The following is a 20,042-nucleotide window of genomic DNA, read 5'->3' as shown; positions in this document are numbered from 1 at the left end:
CGTCCATCAGGCGACCAGCAGCGGAATCAGGCTGCGCACGTCGGCCACTTCGGGCAACGCGTGCAGCGCCTGCAGGTATTGCTCGATGCGCTCTGCGGCAATGGGTCGCGGCGCATAGGCCAGGCAGTCCTCGAAGCGCGCGCGGTGCTGCGTCTCGTCGAGGTCGGCGCCCGGAAAGCCCGGTGCGATGTCGAGCGATCGCTTCAGGCTGCGGCCATCGTGGGTGTGGACCGTGAGGTCGACCGCGGTGTGGCCGCGCGCATCGAGCGCGGCATCGGGCACGACCGTGATACGGTCAATCAGCGTGCGCAATGCGGGATCGAGCACCTGCTCGGGCGCGAAGTGCGCGAGCTTCGACGAGCGGCGCGCGAAGGCATTGGCCACGCAGTAGGCGGCGCTGAACTGGCCGTCGACGCGCGGGTTGGTGCCCGGATCGAAGGGCTTGCCGACCAGCCGGAAGGCATAGGGCGGCAAGCGCACTTCGGCCGCGCGCAGGTCTTCGGCCGAGAGGCCGTCCTTGAGCAGGGACAGTGCCAGTTCGGTCACGCCCTGCGTGACGCCACAGCTCGGGTATTTCTTGAAGACCACGCGGTGCAGGCGCCAGGTCGTGCCCAGTCCTTCGCCGACAGCGTCGAGGTCCAGCGTGCCGCGGCCGTAAAGGTGGCTGTAGCCGTAGTGCCCCGACAGAAAATTGACCGGGCCGGTGACGCCACGGCGCGCCAACTCGGCGCACTGCACGCCGGCCTGCGCAACCCAGCCCTGCACGACGCGCACGCCCAGCGAGCCGTCGACATGGCTCTGGAAACTGCCGCCACAACGGTTGAAGCCCAGCGCCAGCGCATGCAGGGTCTGCTCGCTCGTGAGCCCGAGGATGCGCGAGGCGGCCGCGGCGGCCGAGAACACGACCGCAATGCCGGTGGGATCGAAGCCGTCGTACTGGGCTTCGCTGAGGTTGAGCCGCGAGCTCAGCTCGGCGCCGGCCGCCAGCGCGGCCAGAAATTCCGACCCGCTGCAGCCGCCTGCCAGTTCCGCGGCCGCGAAAGCCGCCGGCAGCAGGGCCGAGCCGATGTGCGGGCCGGGCGCCATCGCGTCGCAGTAGTCGAGCGCACGGCACATCGTGGCGTTGAACTGCGCCGCGGCGTTCGCGGGCAGGCGATCGCCATAGACCAGCGTGGTCGCCTGCGGCGCACCGCCGGAGTCGGTGAGCACCTCGCGCAGGGCCTCGATGCCGTCCTCGGCCGCGCCCGCGATGCCGGTGCCGGTCACCGCCATGACCATCCAGCGCAGGATGCGGCGCGCATCCTCTGGCACCTCGTCCGCGCGCAGCGTGACGACGAAATCGGCGAGTCGGCGCTCCAGCTTCATCGCGCCTCCTCAGGCCCGGCGCGGCGTCGCGCCGGGCTCGATCACCGTGCCGGACTGCTGCTCGACCCAGCGGGCCAGCTCGCTCACGCTCGCACCGGGCCCGGCGAAGCGCGAAGCCGCCATCCACAGCTGCTGACCCAGCGCCGAGATCGGCGCCGAGGTTTCGGTCTCGCGCGCCAGCGCGTTGGCGATGCCGATGTCCTTGAGCATCAGATCGAGCTTGAAGGGATCATCGAAGGCGCGGCTCAGGATCCGCTTCTCGATGTGGGTCTTGCTGATCCACGACATGCCGGTGGAAACGTTGAGCACGCGCACCATCTCGGCCGGATCGAGGCCGTAGCGCTTGCCCATCGCCAGGCCTTCGCAAGTGGCGCTGAAGGTCATGGCCGTGATCAGGTTGTTGATGCACTTCATGGCATGGCCGCAGCCCAGCTCGCCCAAGTGGAACACCGATGTACCCATGCGGTCGAGCAAGGGACGGACGCGCTCGATGTCCTCGGCCGCGCCGCCGGCCATGAAGACCAGCGTGGCCTCCTGCGCGCCCCATTGCGCGCCTGAAACCGGGGCGTCGACCATCGCGATGCCGGCCGCGGCAAGCTTCTTCGCGGTCTGCTGGGTCAGCCAGGGTTGCGAAGAAGAGGTATCGAGCAACAGAGTGCCGGGCCGCCAGCCGGCCAGGAGGCCGTTCTCGCCGAGCGCTACCGTCTGCACCACTTCGCCGTTGGGCAGCATCGTGATGACGATGTCGCTGCGGGCCGCGACTTCCTTCGGCGTCGCCACCGCACCGGCCTCGCCGCCGAGCGTGCGCGCCAGTTCCTGCGCGACTTCCATGTTCGCGTCGTTGAGCGTCAGGCGGTGACCGGCGTGCGCCAGGTGCGTTGCCATCGGCGATCCCATCACGCCCAGGCCGATGAAGCCCACATTCAAACTCTTGCCAGCTGTTTCCATGAGGTCCTCGAGATCAGGTTCACGGAGCAAGATGCTGGCGATGCGCCAGTCATTTCCGAGCCCCGTTGAACGATGGATCGAGGTTATGAAAAGCAGGGCGAACGGGCTTGCATGCCGATGCGGCACCTTGGCTGGCTGTGCACAAGCGCCCGGGTGTTTACCCTGAGACCGACGCGAGCCGGCCCGCGCGTGCTCGCGTCAGCGGCTCGCGACCTGCTGACTGCGCCAGCGGCTCGGGCTCTGGCCGAACTTCTCGCTGAACACGCGCGAGAAATGCGCCGCATCCGAGAAGCCGAGTTCAAAGGCCACCTGCGTGATGGTCGTGTGCGCCGGCTGCGCGAGCAGCCGCTGCGCCGCCACGGCCAGGCGGCGATTCATGATGTAGCTGTTGGGCGTCTGGCCCAGCGCATTGAAGGCCGCATAGAGGCTGCGGCGCGACATGCCGCATTCGCGCGCCACTACTTCGGGACCCAGTTCGGGGTCGGTGAGCCGGCTTTCGATGAAGGCTTGCACCTTCTGCAGCCGTTGGGAGATCGCGCCTTCCTGCAACGGCGAGTTGCCATGGATCTGCGCCACCGCTGTGCCGATCAGCGCGCTGATCGAGTCCTGCATCACGATCGCGCCCTGTTGTTCGAGTTCGACGAAGCCGGACAGCATGCCCGCGAGCGCCGAGCGCGCGATTTCGGCGGTGCCGCGCGTCGGCAGAACCTTGCCGGTGACGAACTCGATGCCCGGGTTCCAGCGGCCCATCTCGGACACCGGCACCAGCAGCACCATGAAGCGCGACCCGTCCGAGGTATCGACCGTGTAGGGATGCGAGGTGTCGTAGATCGTCCATTGACCTGGATCGATGGTCACCGAGTGGCCGTTGTGCTCGATCAGGTTGCGACCCTGGATCTGCCAGATCACCTTGAAGTAGCGGTCCTGGTCCACCGCCGCCAGGGCGCGCGTGCGCATGACGCGGTGCGCGCTGCAGCGGATATCCGCCACCACGCAGCGATGAAATCGCGCAATGCAGGCCTGCCCCGAAAAATGCTCGGAAGGCTGGAGGTTCTGGGCTTGCAGCGTGAGGATCTTCGACGACATCGTCTCGCCCCAGCGGCTGAAGACAGTGGTGCTCAGCGGTTCGGGTTCGAAGGCTCTGGAGGTCGGCGGAGCCGGCGGCGAGATGTGGGAATCCGGTAGGCTCCGGGGAAAATTCATTCGGGTCTCCAATCGCCTCGGGCGGTGCTCCCGCCGCGAGGCCGGCCGGTCGGCTCTTGCGCAAAAGCTTAACAGGCTGGCCTTTCATGCCGGGTCGACCTGCACCAAAGGCCGATGGCTCGGCATCCGGACGATGCGTCACGGCCCGGAATCCCTTTGCGTCCTCGCTGACGCAGCGCGCTCACATTCAAAGACCGCTGCGGTCCGCGATGACCCCCGGAGGTAGTTCGCATGTCTCTGCTTGTGGTCGGCCTCATCCTGTTCTTCGGTATTCACTCCGTGTCGATCGTCGCGCTCGCCTGGCGCGATGCGCAGGTCGAGCGATGGGGCGAGCGGGTTTGGAAAGGCACATACGCGCTGCCACGGTGTGCCTGGAGCTCCATCGAGTGCCTTCGATGACATCGCGGCGCTCGCAGGTGGCCTGCTGGTCTACGTCGGTTTCCTGTTTTGGGCCCGCACTTGGCTGACGGGCGTATCGGCACGCTATTCCGGAATGCACCTGGATGCTGGCGCCCCCTGTAGAGGGTGGCCTGCCCGGAGGGGATCGAACCCACGTCCGTCGCGCGCTCTCCATTGGAGAACTGACCATCGGCTGTCGGAGCGGTACACAGGGCTGGTACACACAACGAGCCGCAAGCTTAACCGCAGTCAGTGCATAACTCGCGGAGCTTGAATCGCTCAAAGCACTGCAATGTAGTCTCTAAGGAGGGTCAACTCATGAGGGACTAAGTCCGGACGACGAGCCCAGAGGGCAGCTATAGCCCGTTCTGCTGCGTCATCATCAGAAAGACCCAATGAGCCCGTGATCGCGTGAAACACTTCTTTCCCCTCACACACTTTCCAAATGTCTTCGCCCCGTTTTCGACCATAGATTGCTGCCTGGGTGACTAGGTGACGAGTGAGCATTTGAGCTTGTTCAGTATTGAGGTTCTTATAAGAACTTGCAATGTGAGAACTTTGCGTGATCGGATCTTGAAAATCTTCCCATGTCAGCCTGTGAACTAGTTCCCGGGTTGCTTTGGGTGCTGGCGGATAGTCGGCGAACGCCTTATCGGTGCGCGCCGCATCGAAAATGTATGCGCCCGCTCGACTATCAGCTGTTGTTCGAATGAGATCCTCAATTAGATTTGGATCGCGGCCCAGCGATTGTGTTAATTCACGCAGGGTTGGGGGATGCAAATAGAAGTTCTCGATCTCGTGAACACTCAATACAAAAAGCCCTTGATCACTGAGTGCTTGTTTATCTTGTGTGGACCGAAAATCGCCGTCTACAACTGCGCCAATTCGCAACGCCTGATCAGACGCGGCCGCAAGCTCTTCCAGTCCACGTTTACGCTGTATGACTTGTTTGCACGACCCGGACTCAATAAACCGCACGTGCGGTGCGACTCTACACAAGAGACGAAATCGCTCCCTTTCCCCAATTTCCTCTTCCCCCTCTATCAATACAAATGAAAGATTCGCAATCGAAAAAGCCGGCGAGCCTACTGCTCTAGATAGAGTAGACACAACCGGCTGGCTCGAAAGTGAGGTCGCGCTTCTTACACGTCTTGTAGCAGCGTCCCTTTCTAATAAGAAGGTGGCATCTTTGCCCGTCACTTCGACCACTTCTAGTGAGTGAGTCGCGAGCCAGATCTGCCCTTGTTCAACACTGCTCTTTAGAAAGCCAATCCAATTTCTCAATAGATCGTAATTTAGATGGAGCTCGGGTTCATCAACGAGGAGGAGTCCTTTTTTTAAGCCAAACCTTTCGATTTGGCCAACCAAGAAGGCGATCTCTCGCTCTCCACCACTAAGTTGGTCAAAAGATAGAGGAATGCCAGTTGAATCAAATTTAATCTCTCTTTTGGTTGGATCAATGCCTACAAATAACAAATGAGGCAGCACCTGTTTAATTGACGTTTTATAGGGTTCAAACTGATCAATGAATGTGGGTTCGGCAGTGCCGGAATCCCTTGCTAATCGAATTTTTTGAATGTGGTTGTTGTTGTCGCGATTCTCTTTGCCAATCAAATAGCGAAACCATTCCTCATACAGATTTCGGGTAATGCGATACGAGCTTTGTTTTGAAGTCGTATCCCAATCCCTTTCAAATGCTTGCCCAAGCTCATGAACAGGAACCTGAATCTTTGGATAGGCGCGATCAGCATCTAGCGAAAGATAGTGAATTGATGCGCTGCTAGTAAGTGTCTGCACTACCAAGGCAGCGATTTGAATGCCGTCGGACTCTGTCAAAAAGCCGCCCGCAACTATTTTCTGCGGTTGGCTTAGCCCCTTACTGATTGTCAGTGTCCGATCCCAGTGCTCAGCCGGATGGTTCGGCAAGGAGATGTGTCCTTCTAGGTCTAGTCCGGGCACTGCCCCGGGTGAGATAAAAAACCTGATCTCAAAATCAGCTTGATCACTAAAGGGATCGCCCCTGGAAGATTCGGACCCGGGCGACAAGCCAATGCGCTGCGCACACGCCGCTATCAGTTCTAAGATCTGACTTTTGCCTGTTCCATTGCCGCCGACAATGCAGATGATGGGGGCGTTGTCAGGTATTCGAAGTTCGATCTGTTCAAAGTGCCGCCAAGAGTTGATCTTGATGTATTGAATTCGCACGTTTTTGGCCTTGCTTGAAGTAGGGCGAAGTCTACCGGCTATGGCTTGCCGGCATGGTGTTCAGGGAAGACGGCCCAGAGGAAAACGTAAGTCCTTTGGACGGATAGGATCACGCCGGCAAACTGTTGCCCTGCATGTTCGTATACGTTGCCCGCTTTCGGATGCCAAGTTCGGCCAGCTTGTTGTAAATGGACGCTCGTGAGATGGGGGCCATCTGCCTTGAAATCTCCATTGGCGTCATGCCCCGCTGGATGTACTCCACCAGCTTGGCAGTCTTCGCATCATCAAAGACTGGCTTGCGACCCATGTATCTGCCCTCAGCCTTTGCGGCCGCGATGCCCTCGCGTTGGCGCTCACGGATCAGCGTGCGCTCGAACTCAGCGAAGGCACCCATGATCTGCATCATCAGCCTCGCCATCGGGTCCGTGCCATCTGGGGCGAACTTCAGTCCCTCCTTCACGAATTCCACGGAGACTCCGCGAGTCCCAAGGTCCTCCACGGTCTTCTGGAGGTCCATGAGAGACCGGCTGAAGCGATCCATGCTCGCTACCACGATGGTGTCGCCCGCCTTCACGGTCGCCAGCAGTTCCTGCAGGGCGGGGCGGTTGGTGTCCTTGCCGCTGGCCTTGTCGGTGAAGGTCCGCTTGGCGCGTCCGCTCAGGGCCTCGACTTGGCGGGCCTCGTTCTGCTCGACCGTCGAGACTCGAATGTAGGCGTAGGTGGTCATGCCTGAGCCGAGGCGGCACGAGCCAGCAGGTCCGCGTGCATTTCATCGGCGACCCGGAGCGACAGGGTCGTCTCTTCGAGGGCTTCCGACTCCGTTTCGGTGAACGCATCCGCGTAACGGTGCGCGACTCCATCGAAATAGAAGACGCTGAGAAAGCCAGCGGTCTTGGGGTCTTGGTAGACCTTGGCCGAATGGCGACCGGCAGGGCTGGAGAGGGTGGTGATCAGTCGGTGGGTCATGTCATCAATGTCCAGAAATTGTTGGAGTTTTTGATTCTGAGGGTGTCATTGCTTCGCGTCAACAACATCTAGAGATTTCTGTCGCATGACAACGAATCTCGCTGCATCGCTCGTCACTCAGGCGGTTAACTCCAGCGGCAACTAGGCCAGGATGGCTTTGCTGACAGAATGAAAGGCTCCGTGCTAAACAGGCTTCTCCGACATGACTGCTGTGATTTTCAACATCGGCCCCGCTCAAGTCATCGTCGCCACTGACACTCTGGCAATGTCGCAGGAAACGCGGAAGCCCGTCTTTTTTACGACAAAGTTCTATCCGCTCCCCCACCTGCACGGCGCGATGTTTGCCACCGGCATAGGGGACCTTGCCACTCAGTGGTTCGTCAGACTGGACCGCTTCGTGGCCCGCGACATGCACCACCTAGACGCGTTCACGCAGCCGGTTCTCCAGGAACTGGGGCGCCAGTTTGGTCTGGACGAGTCCCAGACTACAACTGTGTATCACGTTGGATACTCCGAACAGGAATCCCGGTACGTTGGCTTTGCCTATAGGTCTGCGGACGATTTCGCGTCAGAACGCCTTGAATATGGTCTCCGTATAAAGCCACCAGTTCAAGGCGCCACGGTCGAGTCATTCCCGGACGACTTCGTTCGCCTCATGAGGAAACAGAGGGATTCAGATGAAGCGCTTCCCTCGGAGCAAAGAGTATTCATCGGGGGTGAGATTCAAACGCTCGTTCTTGAAAACAAGACGATGACCATACAAACGGTTCATCGGTTTGATAACTACGAAACGCTCTATGCGCAAATGTGCGCTCAGCTGAGCGCTGGCTAGTCTAAGGATTGGACACGGTCCCGGCCTGCAGGTGATGCTTCGCCCTCAGGGCCTCCAGGAGTGCCAAGTGGTCCCGCTGCTCCGCGTTCATGGGCTCAGGAGGTGCGGCGTCCTCATGCGACGTTCGCCGCTTCTCTGCGGCTGCCGCTTGGTTGGCCCGGATCAACGCCTTAACGGGATCGACGTAAGGCCCGCGCAGCCGATTTAACTGCCGCCGTGCCCAAGCCATGCGGGTCTTGCGGTCTGCGGCTGCCGCGTCGTTCTGCTCCTTGGTTGCTTTCCACTGCGAGCTGTAGACGTAGGCGGCGGTTCGCATATTGGACTTGAGCAGGGCGCTGCGCTGTCGTGCCTGGGCGTTCACTACTGGTCTGCGGGAAGCTCGGCGCTCGGCATCAGCTTGAATGCTGCAGGGCTTGCATGTGGTCCCGTAGCGGCTCAGGTTCCACGCGTGTCGGTTGCGATCCTCGTAGAAGTGCAGGGCGTCGAGCAGCAGGACCTTGGTGCAACGCGGGCACTGTCGATGCGTGGGCAGTAAGTCGATGTGACGCCGGTTCAATCGAGGATCGGCATGAAAGGGTGTTGGCTTGTGTCGTGACATGGTGGGATAGCGAGTGCTGTGGGCGCTGATCGTGGGGCCTTGGAGGCGCCTGAGACCGGAGGATTCCCAGGGAGGCCCGAGGGACTGGGAAGGTCTCGAGAGGGTCTGCGTGGCCTCTCCTGTAGCTTTCGCGTGACCCATTGGCGCGGAGCGGCTTGCGTGTGCGCAGGTCTGCGCTTCAAGGGCTCAGTCGGCTGACCGCCCCAAGGTCTCCTTGGCTTCCGTGGAGGGCGCTGCGACGTGGCCGGTCCTGAGGTTCCAGTGCGACCCCAGCGACTCCCCGGGGATTCCAGCAGGGCTCTAGATGGGGCTGGAAAGGTGACGCCGACCCAGGGTGGCCGGACTTGTTGACGCGCTCCAGGCCGATGGCTGCTCGGCTGTCTGCGGTATACCCAGATGACACAGTTAAGGATTCACGGGTCCATCTTTGCAAGCCTCAGGCGCTTGAGGTCGGGCCGCCCCCTGCGCATACCAAGGCATCAAGATGAAGCCCGGAGGCCCCCAGGATGGGCCATCGTTTTCCCAATCCGCTGGCCCCAAGCCTTCCTCCATTGGGGAACGCAGGTCCATCGGTGTATGACTGTGGGGGGATGGTGTGGCGCTGGCGCCTATGACCTCCCAGCGCTGGCCCCTGCATCCTCGGCGCCCGGGGGCTGCCGTGCCTTCTCCGCTCCCATACAGGCCGATGTGCGCCTGGAACGGGCCGAGGGGGGCGTAGGGGGGGATTCCTGTGCGCGCGCGACGAAGGATGTGTCAGGAATATTTGGGAAGCTTTTAAGCGGCTCGGCGCTGAGACCGACTATCGCTTGGCGCGACTTAGGCTCTTCGCCAAGAAATTGACGAGGCCAATGATTTCCAGAGCGTTCGTCGCCTCGTCATCGACAAGCCCGTGTGCCCTCGGATTTCTGAATGCAAGCATGACGCCTGCGTAGAGATTCATCATGCCGCGCTGCTCACTTTGATCAGTGTCCGTCTGAAGTGCATTGAACTTGAGTATGGGATTCTTTGGACTGAAAACGGTCTGCATCAAATCAGTGCCTGAGATGTCATTTCGCTTGCTGCGAAGCTGAACCAACATGTCGAGAACCTTGCATGCATCCTCGACGGCATTGGCATAATGGCCGCCCTTGAATAATTCAGTAGATGCGTCATCGATCTCGGGGTGTAGGTCAAGATTTTCGAGCGTGCGGAGCGCTCGCCCACCTGCTGTTTCCCCCGAGTCACCTAACTTTTCTTGAAACAGCTCGATGATTGTTTCGACAGTTGAGATGACGCGGTCTACACCATCCCGGTACCCGGCTTGAATCTCGTGCTGAGATGGTCCGTGACCGTCCAATCCCGCGAACATCGAGCCTGCATCCAGTGAGGACACGCGGTACTTGCTGTATTCAAAAGACTCGTTGCCGAAGATGTCTACCAAAGTGTCGTCGAGCTTTTGCTGTAGCGCCTTCATTTGAGGGGCGCTGCGCTCTCGAATCGAAGTCAGGTCTACGCCTTTCAGTTCAGCGAGACGCCGCTGAAGCTTCGGGATTGCGGCCGTCATTTGCTGCAAGGAAAGATTCGCCGGCTGCGGGGTCGGGGCTGAAACACTTTTGCGCGTCACCATAATCATTCCAGTTGTTGTCGCGCTATTGTGACGGACGAGCCTCGGGGGCTCACCTGGGCCTCAGCGATCCCATTCGAGTCAACTGACTCCGCCACAATCAGTCATCGAATGGCTTCATGTCGAGGCGAATGCCATAGTGCTTCTTCTCGCCCCCGTGATCTGTCCACCCTCCGACGATCATTGCATCGCAATAGGTGCGTTGACCCCCGAGCTTCTTGGCGCCTAGTCGGCGTCGGAAGCTCCGAGCATTATTGCGGGACAGGAAGCCGACACGCTCGCCCTGGACCCGCACCTCGACCGCTGATTTGTCATGAGCGTTCAGGCTGTCCAGATGGAGTTCAGCGACGCACTGCGTCTCTGCGCTCGCTGTGCCGTGGTCCCCCGCAAAACGACGCAAGGCGTCTTGGCAGTGAGACTCCCCAACAACCTCAAAGTCGAATCGCCCGAGGCTCGGCCATGCAAAATTTTCGCTTTGAGCGGCGGCCCGCTGTGACGCGCGCTTTGGGGAGGCTCTCGGCGAATCGTTGCGTTGACTGCTGGCTTTCCAAACTAGCCAAGCTGCCGCCACGACGAGCACGAACCAAAACGCTGCCATCTTGTGTACCTCGATTTGCTTTGTGGCGAGTATGCCGATGCGTCAGCGGATTCGGGTTTGCCCGCCCCGTCGGCCTCCCCCGACAATTGAGTTCGCGGATACCACTCTCCAGTTCCCCTGGACAAAACCTAGGGTCTTGTCGATTCGCACCAGACACGGAGACCATTGCGCCGCTGTCTTCACGGAATGCCACATGGGCTCCCCGGTAACCGGGCAGAACTCGGGGACGACGATATGCTTCGCCTCGATGTGCGACTCCCGGCCAGCGGCCTTGTCGGCTCGACGTGCGCCCGATGCCATGCGGACGCGTTGGTCCTCCCAGCGATGCTGGCGGTTGTACTCGATCCGCCTGGGAGCGTCGGCGTCATATGCTGCCTTCATGCATGTCTTGCAACGGGACTGCAGACCATTGAGGTTCTTGGGATGCTTGTAGAACGTTCCGGCTGGCTTCACGTCGCCACACATGGCACAGCGGCCCTCGGTGCTCACGCGGCCTCCATGACCGTCACGCGGGCCTCGCTGCCAAGGTCAGCCAGCAGTGCAGCCAGTGGCGCGGCATAGGGTGCTCCAGGCTCGCGGCGAACGCGGGTTGTGACCTCGCCACCCAGCATGTTGAACATGAGCGTATCGAGGCGGTCTGGGCTCCTTCCCAGGAGATTGAACGCGCCGCGATCCAGGACCACGAACCCTGTCAGAGTTCCTTCGGTCACCAGGGCCACCTTGACGGAGACACCATCGACGGCGGGCTTGGGACAGCGCTGGCGCTCACCATTGATGACGATCCAGGGGCGGCGGTCGCCTCCGTGTTTCAGGGAGGCCAACAGGCCTCTTGCTGCGCCCGTCTTCGGGATTGCCAGGGGCGTCGGCTTCGCCCTTGTCTTGGGCTTGGCGGTGGGCGGCGGTTCAGCGGCCCAGAGTGTGGAGCGTGCTGCGACGGGCTCAGGCGCCGTGGCGTAGGCAGGGAAAGCTACAGCGACCAAGTCCAGGAGCGGGCATCGGCACAGTGCGCCGGGGTCTCTCTTCGAGTAAGCCCACAGCATTCCATCCTCTTCCAGCACGAGGCGGCTCAAGTCGGCATCGGTTCCATCAAGGTAAGCAAGGACCTTCGGGTCAGCCAGGAAGGCGGGCACTTCGATCTCTTCGGTTTCGCATTGGTGTTCGGTCATTGTTGAATCTTGGTTGTTAGTTGCTCATGGCGACTTGCGCCGATGGCTTCAAGGCGCGGGATGTTCGGCGCGAGCCGATGAGGCCAAGGACAAGCCAGGGCGGGGCATGGCGTGCTCTTTGGGCGGCCTTGTGTGGACGTGGCCTTATGCCAAGGGTCGAGCCACAAATGCATTCATCGATCACGGGGGCGATAGCCACCTCTGGGCTCAGCCAAGCTAGAAGCTGGCTCATCCTTGAAGATGATCAAGTGGAGCAACACGAGGGATGCATGCCCGTCGTCTGTGATGCTTCAGGCCACTTGGCTCAGCCAGTCGGTCGGCATGTAGGTCCGAGGCTTCGCCAGCGTCAGACGCTCGGCTTCGCCATTGCAGAAAACCATGTGTATAGGCATCGTTTCGCGGAGCCTTTATCCATGCGGGTTCCGGCGCTTACACAAACATTCCGGCGCCAAATTTGAAGTCGGTCGCGTTTACACAAATGCGGGTGCATGGCTCACGCTTTGCGCAGCCCTCGCCCTATCCCAGCCGATGTACTGGCTGAATTGCTCGGTGCTCGCAAAGGGTCGGCTGTATGGCTTCTCGTCGATCAGGGCGGCCCAGTTCTGGCGCATCCCTGCCTCCGTCCATACATCCTTGGCTCTCCGCCCGTCCGGGGGAATCTCAAGGAATCCCTCGGCCCCAGTAGTCACGGTGTCAATCTCGGACACCACGGCGGAAGCCTCGGCATCCCACGTCAGTCGGTTGTGGCGAAACAAGGCATCGATCAGGGTCGCCACGGTCAGCGTCGGCAGAACGTCGGCATTGCCAAGGTGCTCCCGGATGGCCTTGGCCCCGATGACTTGGTGCCGACGGCGAGCACGGGCGCTGACAACGACAGTGTTTTCCTCGGTGAATCCAGGACCATCCACCAGCATTGCCAGGGAAGGCGCCTGGGGCGCATCGCCCTCGATCAGGTCATCCAGGGTCAGGACGCAGACAGGTGGGAAAGGCAGCAGCATTTGCGCCGACACGTCGCAAGGTATCGCGAATATCTGCGCGTGGTCCTCGACGGCCTCTGCCAGCTTGGCGGCGTATTGCTCGCACGTGGGCACGCTGGGTTTGCGCCTGCTATTGGCGGTGGATACGCATACCCGGCATCGGCCTTGCAGGAACAACGGAGGGCGTGACCGATCAGGACCGAATGCCACCACCCCCAGGACGGCGGCGCAGCCAGGACACCACTTGTGTCCCTCGGGAATGTGCGCGGGCTTACAGAGTCGTGACCGGGGCAGCGTGCCCGATTGGAAGCGGTGAATCTGGGCCATTGGAATCGGGTAAGAAGAAGGGACAGCCCCGAAGGGCCGCATGCGGGTGCCTGAGCAAGCTCAGGACTTCAAGGTAGGTGAGCGCCGGGAGGAAACAAGCCCAGCGCCCCCAGGTATTCCTAGGGACGCTGGGCGGGTCATCGGAGGGTCTTGAACCACTCTGGCTGTGCGTCAAAGTCCAGAGGCTTCTTGCCACTGGCTATGCGCTCTGCATTGAGTTCATCGCGGGCGGCCTGAATGCGGCTGCACTCGGCCTGCCGCTCTGCGGCTCGCGCCTCACGAATTGCAGCCTTACGGGCTCGAAGCCGCGCATCAGCTGCTGCCTGTGCTGGCGTTCGTGGCTTACGTCCTGGGAGCGTGTTCACTGCTGCGGCTTGCCACCGAAGAAGTTAACCCGCGTGTAACCCAATGGCAGCGCGTCGGCCACCACTTGCGGGGCGCTTGAGGGCACTTCGAAGACCTCAGCGCCATGGCGATTCGTGACGCCATTCGATGCAGCGTCAACGCGGCGCTCGACCTCGGCCTCCGAGAGACCGCTCTTGTATTTCGGTGCAGCGGGCGTGACCGTGAAGGACAAGGGCTGTGAGGCCCCGGCCCGCATGGCCTCAACGGCAGCACGACGACCTTCCGGCGTTGCCAAGGCTGCTCCAAAGCGGGCATCGAATGCTGCTTGTGCAGCGATGTGGCTAGCCTGCGCTTCCTTGAAGGCGTTGTAGTCGTTGGTCGTGGCCCCATTGGGCAGGGTATAGACGGTGTAGCTCATCCAAATCTTTCGGGGAGGGGAATCAATAGTTGCTGAAGCGGACACGGTGCTGCTCCGCCTTGGCTTTGTTGGCGAGGGCCAACGCGGCTGCGTGAATCTGCGTGGCGTCTGGGCGCCTCGGTGCCGCGCCCAACGTAGCGGATTCCGCATGGGCGAAGAAGCTGACCTTTGCGGCGACGGCGGTCTCCAGGTCGCGGAAGCGCCCGGTAGCCTCAGCGAGGACGACGGACCGCGCCAGTGCGTCCCGATGGCCGCTGAACTCGGGCGCATAGTCCGCGATGGCTTCGCGCACGGCGGTAAGCACTGCGTTGCGATCACCCGTCAGAGTGGCTTCGAGCGCGAGGCGCATGAGCGCAAAGGTGTTCGCGCGGTTGAGTTGATCGGACGGCAGATAGCCGCCCGGCGCGTCGCTGGCGGTGTGGATGGCTTGCGCCTTCGAGGGTTGGGGCTTGGTCATGTGGATTGGTGGGTTGGTGTGAATGAATGGGTAGACAGAAAGCTCGGAAGCCCCGCCTTCAGTTCCGCGACGATGTCGGCCAGCAGCGCGATGTGGTCCGTGATCGGCGCGATGCCTGAGAAGTCGAATGCGATGCGCTCCAATACGGCGCCATAGCCAAAGCCTCGGCGCTCATTGATGGTCGGCGGCGGCTGTTGAAGCCTCTGATCCCGATGCCGTAGGGCGAGAGCCGCGTGCAACTTAGCGGTCGCTGTTGCCCTTGTGATCGCATACGCGGCAAGGCCTGTAGCGACCTCATCCAGTGCCTCAATGAGTCGGGCTTGCCGCGCTGCGGCCTCGGCCCGAGTCTGCGTCAGGCCGTTCAGATCGGCTCGCCGTTGAACACGTTGCGCTTGATCTCGATGCCAGCGAGGCACTTGCCAATCTCGGGGATCACGCCTTCGGGCACTGCATGCTGCTGCCCAAGGTCCTCGGACAGGCGTTCGTTGTCGAGGCCGATTGCCGTGACGACTCCGGCGATGCGATGGATCGCGACGTGGGTGATCTTCCCGTGAGTCGGTGCGATGGCGTAGTTTTCGGCGCTGAGGCCGGGGTAGCTCTTGTTCATGGGTGGTTCAAGGGTTGAGCAGCGAAGTTGCCGGCTGCTCGTCGGTATTCGTCGGTCTCGCATGCGTATTCAGGCGGTCATGCGGGAGCCGTTTCTATCGAAAAAGGGGAGGGCGCCGAAGGAGCCCCGGGAGACTCAAAGAGTCCGCGCGTTGGTCATGCTCTGGACCAGGGCGGCAAGACGTACAGCCTTGTTTCGGCGGTATGCGCGTTTGATGCGTTCGCCAGTCACCTTGTTGTGACACGGACGGCAGGTATTGAAGAGCTTCCGCGAGTCATCGGCGCGTGCATAGAAATGCGCCTTGAGATCGCCGTGAGACCCGGTGTGCATGGCGCCGCAGACTCGGCAGGCTTTTGTGGTGATCAGCATATGACGGGTGTAGGTTGTGAACCGCCATCTAGGCGGGTCAGGTGTTGTCTGGCTCGCGCTGCCGCGCGTGGTGCGGCCCTGGGAGGCCTTGGGTTCGCAGGAGGGCGCGGGACTTGGGGTCATCATCCTCAAGTACCTTCATGACCGCAGGAGGAGCGCAGGGCTTACGGTCTCACTCTCCACCACCTTCATGGAAGCAGGGGTGAAGCGATAGGGTCTCACTCTCCGCTACCTTACTTTTGCCCCCGGCGATCCGGTAGGCTCTCACTCTGTGCTGGTTTGATTTGAGTCCATCGGACTCCCCGGTGGCGTCGAGTACGTGCGGCGACTTGCCGCTAGGGTCTTCAACCTGTATGGGCTTATTCGAAACGACCTCGGGGGCTGCTCAGTCGATTCGGTAGGGTCTCACCCTCCGTCACTTTCATGGAACCCGGCGCCGAAGCGTTAGCGTCTAAACCCTGTGGGTGTCTAATCGCGTGCATTGCATCCAGCACGTTGGCTGCCTCGCGTCCCGTGGCGTTCGGACTCAGGTGGGCTACTTCTCGGTCATCTTCACGTTGGCATGGCCGATCAGCTTGGATACCTTGAGCAGCGACATCCCAGCTGCCGAATCGGGCTGGGTCTCACTCTCCACCGCTTTAACGGTACGGGTCATCGACAGCGGTCGCGGTACCCACGAACCACGGAACGTCGTCGATCTCGATGGCACCAGAGGCGGCCCGGTACCATCGCCGCACACAAAACAGGAGGGCAAGTATCTTGTCTTTGAGAGACGACCTGATCGCGCAAGGCCTACTTAGACCGGGGGCAGCCACGTCTGCGCCGATAGGTCGGAAGGTGACCCTCGATAGCACCGGCCCGCGACTTGAGGCGGCAACTGATCTCGCTAGGTCCGATGAAGCGCCTGACTCGAGCAAAACCTCGCAGGACGGCGAATCGGTAATCAGCGACGACGACGAGCCTGAAGTCCAAGAGCGATACCCCATACCTGCCCCTACTGCAACGATTCCAGCAAACTCCCATTTCGCAAGCATTGAGCAACTTCGGACAACGCTCCTGACATTAGAGCCATCTGACTTTGTCTCCAGGTACGTTCTTGAGCCAGTCCCGTTCGTGTTCGACGGCAACATGCAGGCTTGGATTGCTTGGAAAACGAACTTGGCCAAACAGCTGGACGTTGATCCGAGGGAAATCGTGTTGACGGGAAGCGGTTCCGTTGGGTTTAGTCTCAATCCAAGAAAATTGCTTAAAGCCTTTGGGGCAGAATCAGATCTGGACGTCGGTGTAATTAGTAGGCACTACTTTGATATGGCTTGGTGGACGCTTCGCCGATACAACCCCTTGTTTGGCGGTGCCTCAAGGGCAAGAACAAAGGCCTTTAATCAGCACAGGGCAGGCTACATCTTTGATGGATCTATAGCCACCGACCAAGTGCTGTCGCTTCTGCCATTTGGTGTAGAGTGGCAGAGGGCGTTAGATTACATGGGGCGAATAGACCCAACGTCGGGCAGGGATGTGAAATTGAGGATTTACCGAGACTTCGAGTCTCTAAGAGGCTACCAGATGGGTAGCGTTAATTCTTTGCGTGCACTGCTGGCGCAGCCTGAACCCGATGAATCACCAGTCACTGAGGAGATAGAGAAATGAGCAAGTTGGAAAATTATTTGCATACCACCCATCGAACAGTCACATGGTTCGTTAAAGCGAGCGATCGGAGTGAATTGCAATTGGCGGCGCCATTTCAACGCAATCCGGTGTGGACAACGCAGCAGAAAGCTTATCTTATCGACACTATTTTGCAGGGCCTCCCAATCCCTGAACTATATATGGTTGACGAAGTAGATACAAATGGGGATGAGCGACATATTGTGGTCGATGGGCAGCAACGGATTCGCGCTTGTTTGGAATTTCTTCAAAACAGTTACAAACTGCAAGGCGATGAGATTGACGGTCAATGGAAAGGGCTGTCTTTTGAGAAGCTAAGTCCAGCTCAAAAGCAAGTAATTTATGGCTACAAATTTGTTGTTCGAATTCTGCCAGAAATGAATGATCCCGAACTCCGAAAGATTTTCGCTCGGTTAAACCGCAATGTAGTGGCGCTGAACGAACAAGAACTCCGGAACGCAACTTATTGGGGTGAGTTCATTAGATGCATCCAAAATATCGCTGATAGTGATGAGTTTTGGGCTGAGTTCGGTTTATTCACTGCAAATGATCATCGACGGATGATCGATCATGAGTACATCAGCGAATTGGCTGCTGCTTATCTTCATGGCCCTCAAAACAAGAAGGATAAGCTTGATGAGTACTATCAAATGTATGAAGAGTCCTTTGAGGCCAAAGATGAAATGACAAAGATCTTCAGAGCGACAACGGCGGAAATTCGCCAATTGATAGGCCATGGGGTGTCGAGGTGGAGAAAGAAATCCGATTTCTACTCCCTGTTCCTTGTGCTACTGGACTACGCCCCTGAGTTCCCCTGGCCTAGCGATGTCCGGAAAAAATATTCCCATGCGATTGCGTCGTTTGGGGAGCGTGTGTCGACTCTGCTTGCGCTGGAAGAAGAAGCTCAAGAAGTCGACGAAGATGTCCGGAAGTACGCTTCGGCCGTTTCCCGTGCCGCTTCGGATAAGCAAAGTCGAATACTGAGACATGCTGCTCTTAGACGCGCAATCGGGTTAGAAGAGCGCCCGATGCCTCGTTAGTCTTCCCCTAGATGGTTTGCACTTATTGCAACTCATGATCAGGAAGGGCTGCGCGGGCCGCTGAGAGAGGACAGGTGGCAAATTGGCTCAATGGCGTCATGCCCCGACGTCATCGCACGGTATTGGCTCAACCGAGATCCCCTGGAGTGGCACATGGCATAGGTCTATGGATACGCTGCGCCTGTGGGGGGCGCGACGTGCGAACACAACGAAAAGGAACCCGCTCGCGCCCAGTCAGGAACGGCGGGGCCGGGAACATACGGAGCAATTCGAGGGGCCGCGTAACGCGCTCAAGCTCCGCATGAACGGCAACCGTGCTTCGCGCGCTTCGTATGCTCTTAGTTCGGGTCGTACTCGATCTTCGTTCCGCCGAACACGGGACGAAACTCTTAATCGGCCATGGTCATGGCCTGTGAAATGTCCATTGGTCTGGCTATCGGTGAAATGGAAGGGTTATTAAGTCCCGGGGGAACCGGGGAAGGCTACGCGGGATAGGACGAACGGGAAGTGGAGGCGCCCCAGGGCCTCTTGGACGGTTGAAACGCCGACATGCGTGTAGACCCGGCGTCCGCTGCTGCCCGTTGCGGCGTGGCCTGTGAGGGTGTCAGCCGTTTCGATGCCGACATGCAGCGCGGCTAGTGCAGTGCGGATGGTGTGGCGGAATCTGTGATGACCGTTCAAGGTACCGGGAGCGGTTCCGACCTGGGCGCGGTAGTCGCGCATCCATTCGGAGAATAGGTCCCCAGGGGCGACCTTGCCCTCCCGGTGAAACGATGGGAACAGCTTGGTGTCCCCGGCGTCTCGGCGGGCCTGGGTGAACTCCAGGAACCCCAAGCGGATGCACTCGGCACTCACCGGAACCTTTCGAACGCTCTCGGCCGTCTTGACCGTTGATCCCTCAGCCTCGGCGTGGACGCTGAACAGGTCTATGCCGTTCTCGGTCATCACGTCAGCGACCTCAAGTTGGGCAATCTCGCTGATGCGAGCGCCCGACCACAGCGACAGCAATAGCCCGTAGTAGGCGTCCTTTGGGTCGACCTTCTGCACGGTGGGCCACTGGCCCTCGGTGAACAGCTTGGAGCCGAACAGCTTCTGTAGCTCCTCGTGCGTAAAGGCGTCGCGCGTCTTGCTGTCCTTGACCTCGAAGTCCGTCAGGTCGGGCCAGGGGTTCCTGTCTAAGAGGTCGGCCTTGACTGCGATACGCAACAGGGCGGCGATGCAACCCGCATAGTTCATCGCGGTCTTGCCACCGAACCCTCGGGCCTCCTTGTCCGTGAGGTACGACTGAAACGCAAAGCCATGGCCTTTCGTCATCGACCCCAGCGGCACGTTTTGCCCGCTGGCCTCCAGGAGTCCAAGGGCACGCTTGGTCCGCTCGATACTGTCGGGCTTCGGTCCGGCCTTCTTGATCCACAGGGGCTGCACGTCGGCCAGATGCTGAGGCTTGGCGGGCTTCGCCCTTGGGCTCGCAGCAGCGGGCAACGCGGTCGCATTGATTGACGCAGGAACGGCTGGCGTCTCCACGGGACTGCCGTCGCTCCGCTCAGACGCGCCAATCCATGCCGCCAAGAGCGCCCGCAGGATTGCCACCAGCGTCGGTCGGTTGGCGGGTAGCGACCAGTCGATTCGCACGCCTAGCGAATCACAAGTGGCCTCGGCGGTCCTGCGGGCGGCATCCAGTCGGCCCAAAGACGCAGCATTGCCAAGGTCGTTCACGCTCAGTAAGCGTCCGGCGAACCCGTCTTGACGACGGGCACGGAGGTCAGTGCGTGGTGGACGCTGTCTGCCAGCGATGTGGCAGCAAGTCATCGATCCGGCTTGCCGGGTGGGTCGGCAGTCGCTCGAGGACATCCTTCAGGTACGCATAGGGATCATGCCCGTTGATGCGTGCCGAGTGGACTAGGCTCATGACCGCCGCTGCGCGCTTGCCCGCTCGCAGGCTGCCGGCGAACAA

At 60.3% G+C, this 20,042-nt stretch carries 22 protein-coding genes; 4 read left to right on the top strand and 18 right to left on the bottom strand.

Annotation, left to right across the window (positions count from 1 at the left end):
- Positions 1 to 6 precede the first annotated feature (6 nt).
- From AC1DNF_RS04100 to AC1DNF_RS04090, 3 genes are all read right to left on the bottom strand, one after another.
- Entirely contained in the window at positions 7 to 1,365 is a 1,359-nt protein-coding gene (locus tag AC1DNF_RS04100) for an MmgE/PrpD family protein (RefSeq protein WP_478147272.1), read from the bottom strand.
- Positions 1,366 to 1,374: 9 nt separating this feature from the next.
- Complete coding sequence (locus tag AC1DNF_RS04095; protein WP_478147271.1) at positions 1,375 to 2,313, bottom strand: NAD(P)-dependent oxidoreductase; 939 nt, start codon at positions 2,311 to 2,313, stop codon at positions 1,375 to 1,377.
- Between the two features lie 198 nt (positions 2,314 to 2,511).
- Positions 2,512 to 3,516 carry a helix-turn-helix domain-containing protein gene (locus tag AC1DNF_RS04090; protein ID WP_478147270.1) on the bottom strand — a complete coding sequence of 335 codons (1,005 nt, stop codon included), beginning with the start codon at positions 3,514 to 3,516 and terminating at the stop codon, positions 2,512 to 2,514.
- A 231-nt stretch (positions 3,517 to 3,747) separates the two neighbouring features.
- On the opposite strand from AC1DNF_RS04090, the gene AC1DNF_RS04085 reads away from it, so the two are divergent.
- Positions 3,748 to 3,915 carry an NnrU family protein gene (locus AC1DNF_RS04085; RefSeq protein ID WP_478147269.1) on the top strand — a complete coding sequence of 56 codons (168 nt, stop codon included), beginning with the start codon at positions 3,748 to 3,750 and terminating at the stop codon, positions 3,913 to 3,915.
- 279 nt (positions 3,916 to 4,194) lie between these two features.
- On the opposite strand, the gene AC1DNF_RS04080 is transcribed toward AC1DNF_RS04085, so the two are convergent.
- The 3 genes from AC1DNF_RS04080 to AC1DNF_RS04070 form a co-directional block, all read right to left on the bottom strand.
- The gene (locus AC1DNF_RS04080; protein WP_478147268.1) at positions 4,195 to 6,120 is read right to left on the bottom strand and encodes an AAA family ATPase; all 1,926 of its coding nucleotides are present in this window, start codon (positions 6,118 to 6,120) and stop codon (positions 4,195 to 4,197) included.
- Positions 6,121 to 6,229: 109 nt separating this feature from the next.
- On the bottom strand, positions 6,230 to 6,847 hold the full coding sequence (locus tag AC1DNF_RS04075; protein ID WP_478147267.1) for a recombinase family protein: 618 nt from the start codon (positions 6,845 to 6,847) through the stop codon (positions 6,230 to 6,232).
- Positions 6,844 to 7,086, bottom strand: a complete 243-nt coding sequence (locus AC1DNF_RS04070; RefSeq protein WP_478147266.1) for a hypothetical protein — start codon at positions 7,084 to 7,086, stop codon at positions 6,844 to 6,846. Before AC1DNF_RS04070 ends, AC1DNF_RS04075 begins: the two co-directional genes overlap by 4 nt.
- 202 nt (positions 7,087 to 7,288) lie before the next feature.
- On the opposite strand from AC1DNF_RS04070, the gene AC1DNF_RS04065 reads away from it, so the two are divergent.
- On the top strand, positions 7,289 to 7,918 hold the full coding sequence (locus AC1DNF_RS04065) for a hypothetical protein (RefSeq protein ID WP_478147265.1): 630 nt from the start codon (positions 7,289 to 7,291) through the stop codon (positions 7,916 to 7,918).
- A gap of 1 nt (position 7,919) precedes the next feature.
- On the opposite strand, the gene AC1DNF_RS04060 is transcribed toward AC1DNF_RS04065, so the two are convergent.
- The 10 genes from AC1DNF_RS04060 to AC1DNF_RS04015 all read right to left on the bottom strand — a co-directional run bounded on the left by AC1DNF_RS04060 (position 7,920) and on the right by AC1DNF_RS04015 (position 15,383).
- Positions 7,920 to 8,516, bottom strand: a complete 597-nt coding sequence (locus tag AC1DNF_RS04060) for a hypothetical protein (RefSeq protein WP_478147264.1) — start codon at positions 8,514 to 8,516, stop codon at positions 7,920 to 7,922.
- 799 nt (positions 8,517 to 9,315) lie between these two features.
- The gene (locus AC1DNF_RS04055) at positions 9,316 to 10,122 is read right to left on the bottom strand and encodes a TIGR02391 family protein (RefSeq protein ID WP_478147263.1); all 807 of its coding nucleotides are present in this window, start codon (positions 10,120 to 10,122) and stop codon (positions 9,316 to 9,318) included.
- A gap of 97 nt (positions 10,123 to 10,219) precedes the next feature.
- On the bottom strand, positions 10,220 to 10,717 hold the full coding sequence (locus tag AC1DNF_RS04050) for a hypothetical protein (protein WP_478147262.1): 498 nt from the start codon (positions 10,715 to 10,717) through the stop codon (positions 10,220 to 10,222).
- Positions 10,718 to 11,202: 485 nt separating this feature from the next.
- On the bottom strand, positions 11,203 to 11,883 hold the full coding sequence (locus AC1DNF_RS04045) for a hypothetical protein (RefSeq protein WP_478147261.1): 681 nt from the start codon (positions 11,881 to 11,883) through the stop codon (positions 11,203 to 11,205).
- A gap of 470 nt (positions 11,884 to 12,353) precedes the next feature.
- The gene (locus AC1DNF_RS04040) at positions 12,354 to 13,037 is read right to left on the bottom strand and encodes a hypothetical protein (protein ID WP_478147260.1); all 684 of its coding nucleotides are present in this window, start codon (positions 13,035 to 13,037) and stop codon (positions 12,354 to 12,356) included.
- A 511-nt stretch (positions 13,038 to 13,548) separates the two neighbouring features.
- Positions 13,549 to 13,950 carry a hypothetical protein gene (locus AC1DNF_RS04035; RefSeq protein WP_478147259.1) on the bottom strand — a complete coding sequence of 134 codons (402 nt, stop codon included), beginning with the start codon at positions 13,948 to 13,950 and terminating at the stop codon, positions 13,549 to 13,551.
- Between the two features lie 22 nt (positions 13,951 to 13,972).
- On the bottom strand, positions 13,973 to 14,407 hold the full coding sequence (locus tag AC1DNF_RS04030; protein WP_478147258.1) for a hypothetical protein: 435 nt from the start codon (positions 14,405 to 14,407) through the stop codon (positions 13,973 to 13,975).
- The gene (locus tag AC1DNF_RS04025) at positions 14,404 to 14,550 is read right to left on the bottom strand and encodes a hypothetical protein (protein WP_478147257.1); all 147 of its coding nucleotides are present in this window, start codon (positions 14,548 to 14,550) and stop codon (positions 14,404 to 14,406) included. The genes AC1DNF_RS04030 and AC1DNF_RS04025 overlap by 4 nt, the downstream gene beginning before the upstream one ends.
- A gap of 218 nt (positions 14,551 to 14,768) precedes the next feature.
- Positions 14,769 to 15,014 carry a hypothetical protein gene (locus AC1DNF_RS04020; protein ID WP_478147256.1) on the bottom strand — a complete coding sequence of 82 codons (246 nt, stop codon included), beginning with the start codon at positions 15,012 to 15,014 and terminating at the stop codon, positions 14,769 to 14,771.
- A 135-nt stretch (positions 15,015 to 15,149) separates the two neighbouring features.
- Positions 15,150 to 15,383 carry a hypothetical protein gene (locus tag AC1DNF_RS04015; RefSeq protein WP_478147255.1) on the bottom strand — a complete coding sequence of 78 codons (234 nt, stop codon included), beginning with the start codon at positions 15,381 to 15,383 and terminating at the stop codon, positions 15,150 to 15,152.
- 837 nt (positions 15,384 to 16,220) lie between these two features.
- Here AC1DNF_RS04015 and AC1DNF_RS04010 point away from each other — a divergent pair.
- Positions 16,221 to 17,030: a hypothetical protein gene (locus AC1DNF_RS04010; RefSeq protein WP_478147254.1), complete on the top strand. Its 810-nt coding sequence runs from the start codon at positions 16,221 to 16,223 to the stop codon at positions 17,028 to 17,030.
- Positions 17,027 to 18,088 carry a GmrSD restriction endonuclease domain-containing protein gene (locus AC1DNF_RS04005; protein WP_478147253.1) on the top strand — a complete coding sequence of 354 codons (1,062 nt, stop codon included), beginning with the start codon at positions 17,027 to 17,029 and terminating at the stop codon, positions 18,086 to 18,088. The genes AC1DNF_RS04010 and AC1DNF_RS04005 overlap by 4 nt, the downstream gene beginning before the upstream one ends.
- A 456-nt stretch (positions 18,089 to 18,544) precedes the next feature.
- Here AC1DNF_RS04005 and AC1DNF_RS04000 read toward each other — a convergent pair whose 3' ends face one another.
- Both AC1DNF_RS04000 and AC1DNF_RS03995 read right to left on the bottom strand, forming a co-directional pair.
- Positions 18,545 to 19,804, bottom strand: a complete 1,260-nt coding sequence (locus AC1DNF_RS04000) for a tyrosine-type recombinase/integrase (RefSeq protein ID WP_478147252.1) — start codon at positions 19,802 to 19,804, stop codon at positions 18,545 to 18,547.
- Positions 19,805 to 19,850: 46 nt separating this feature from the next.
- Positions 19,851 to 20,042 (bottom strand): transposase domain-containing protein (locus tag AC1DNF_RS03995; RefSeq protein ID WP_478147251.1); only part of this gene is annotated, 192 nt, incomplete at its 5' end.

This window comes from Variovorax sp. 01T432, from assembly GCF_056398605.1.
Note: the sequence above shows the minus strand (reverse complement) of the source record. Positions and strands in the feature narration are given on the sequence as shown.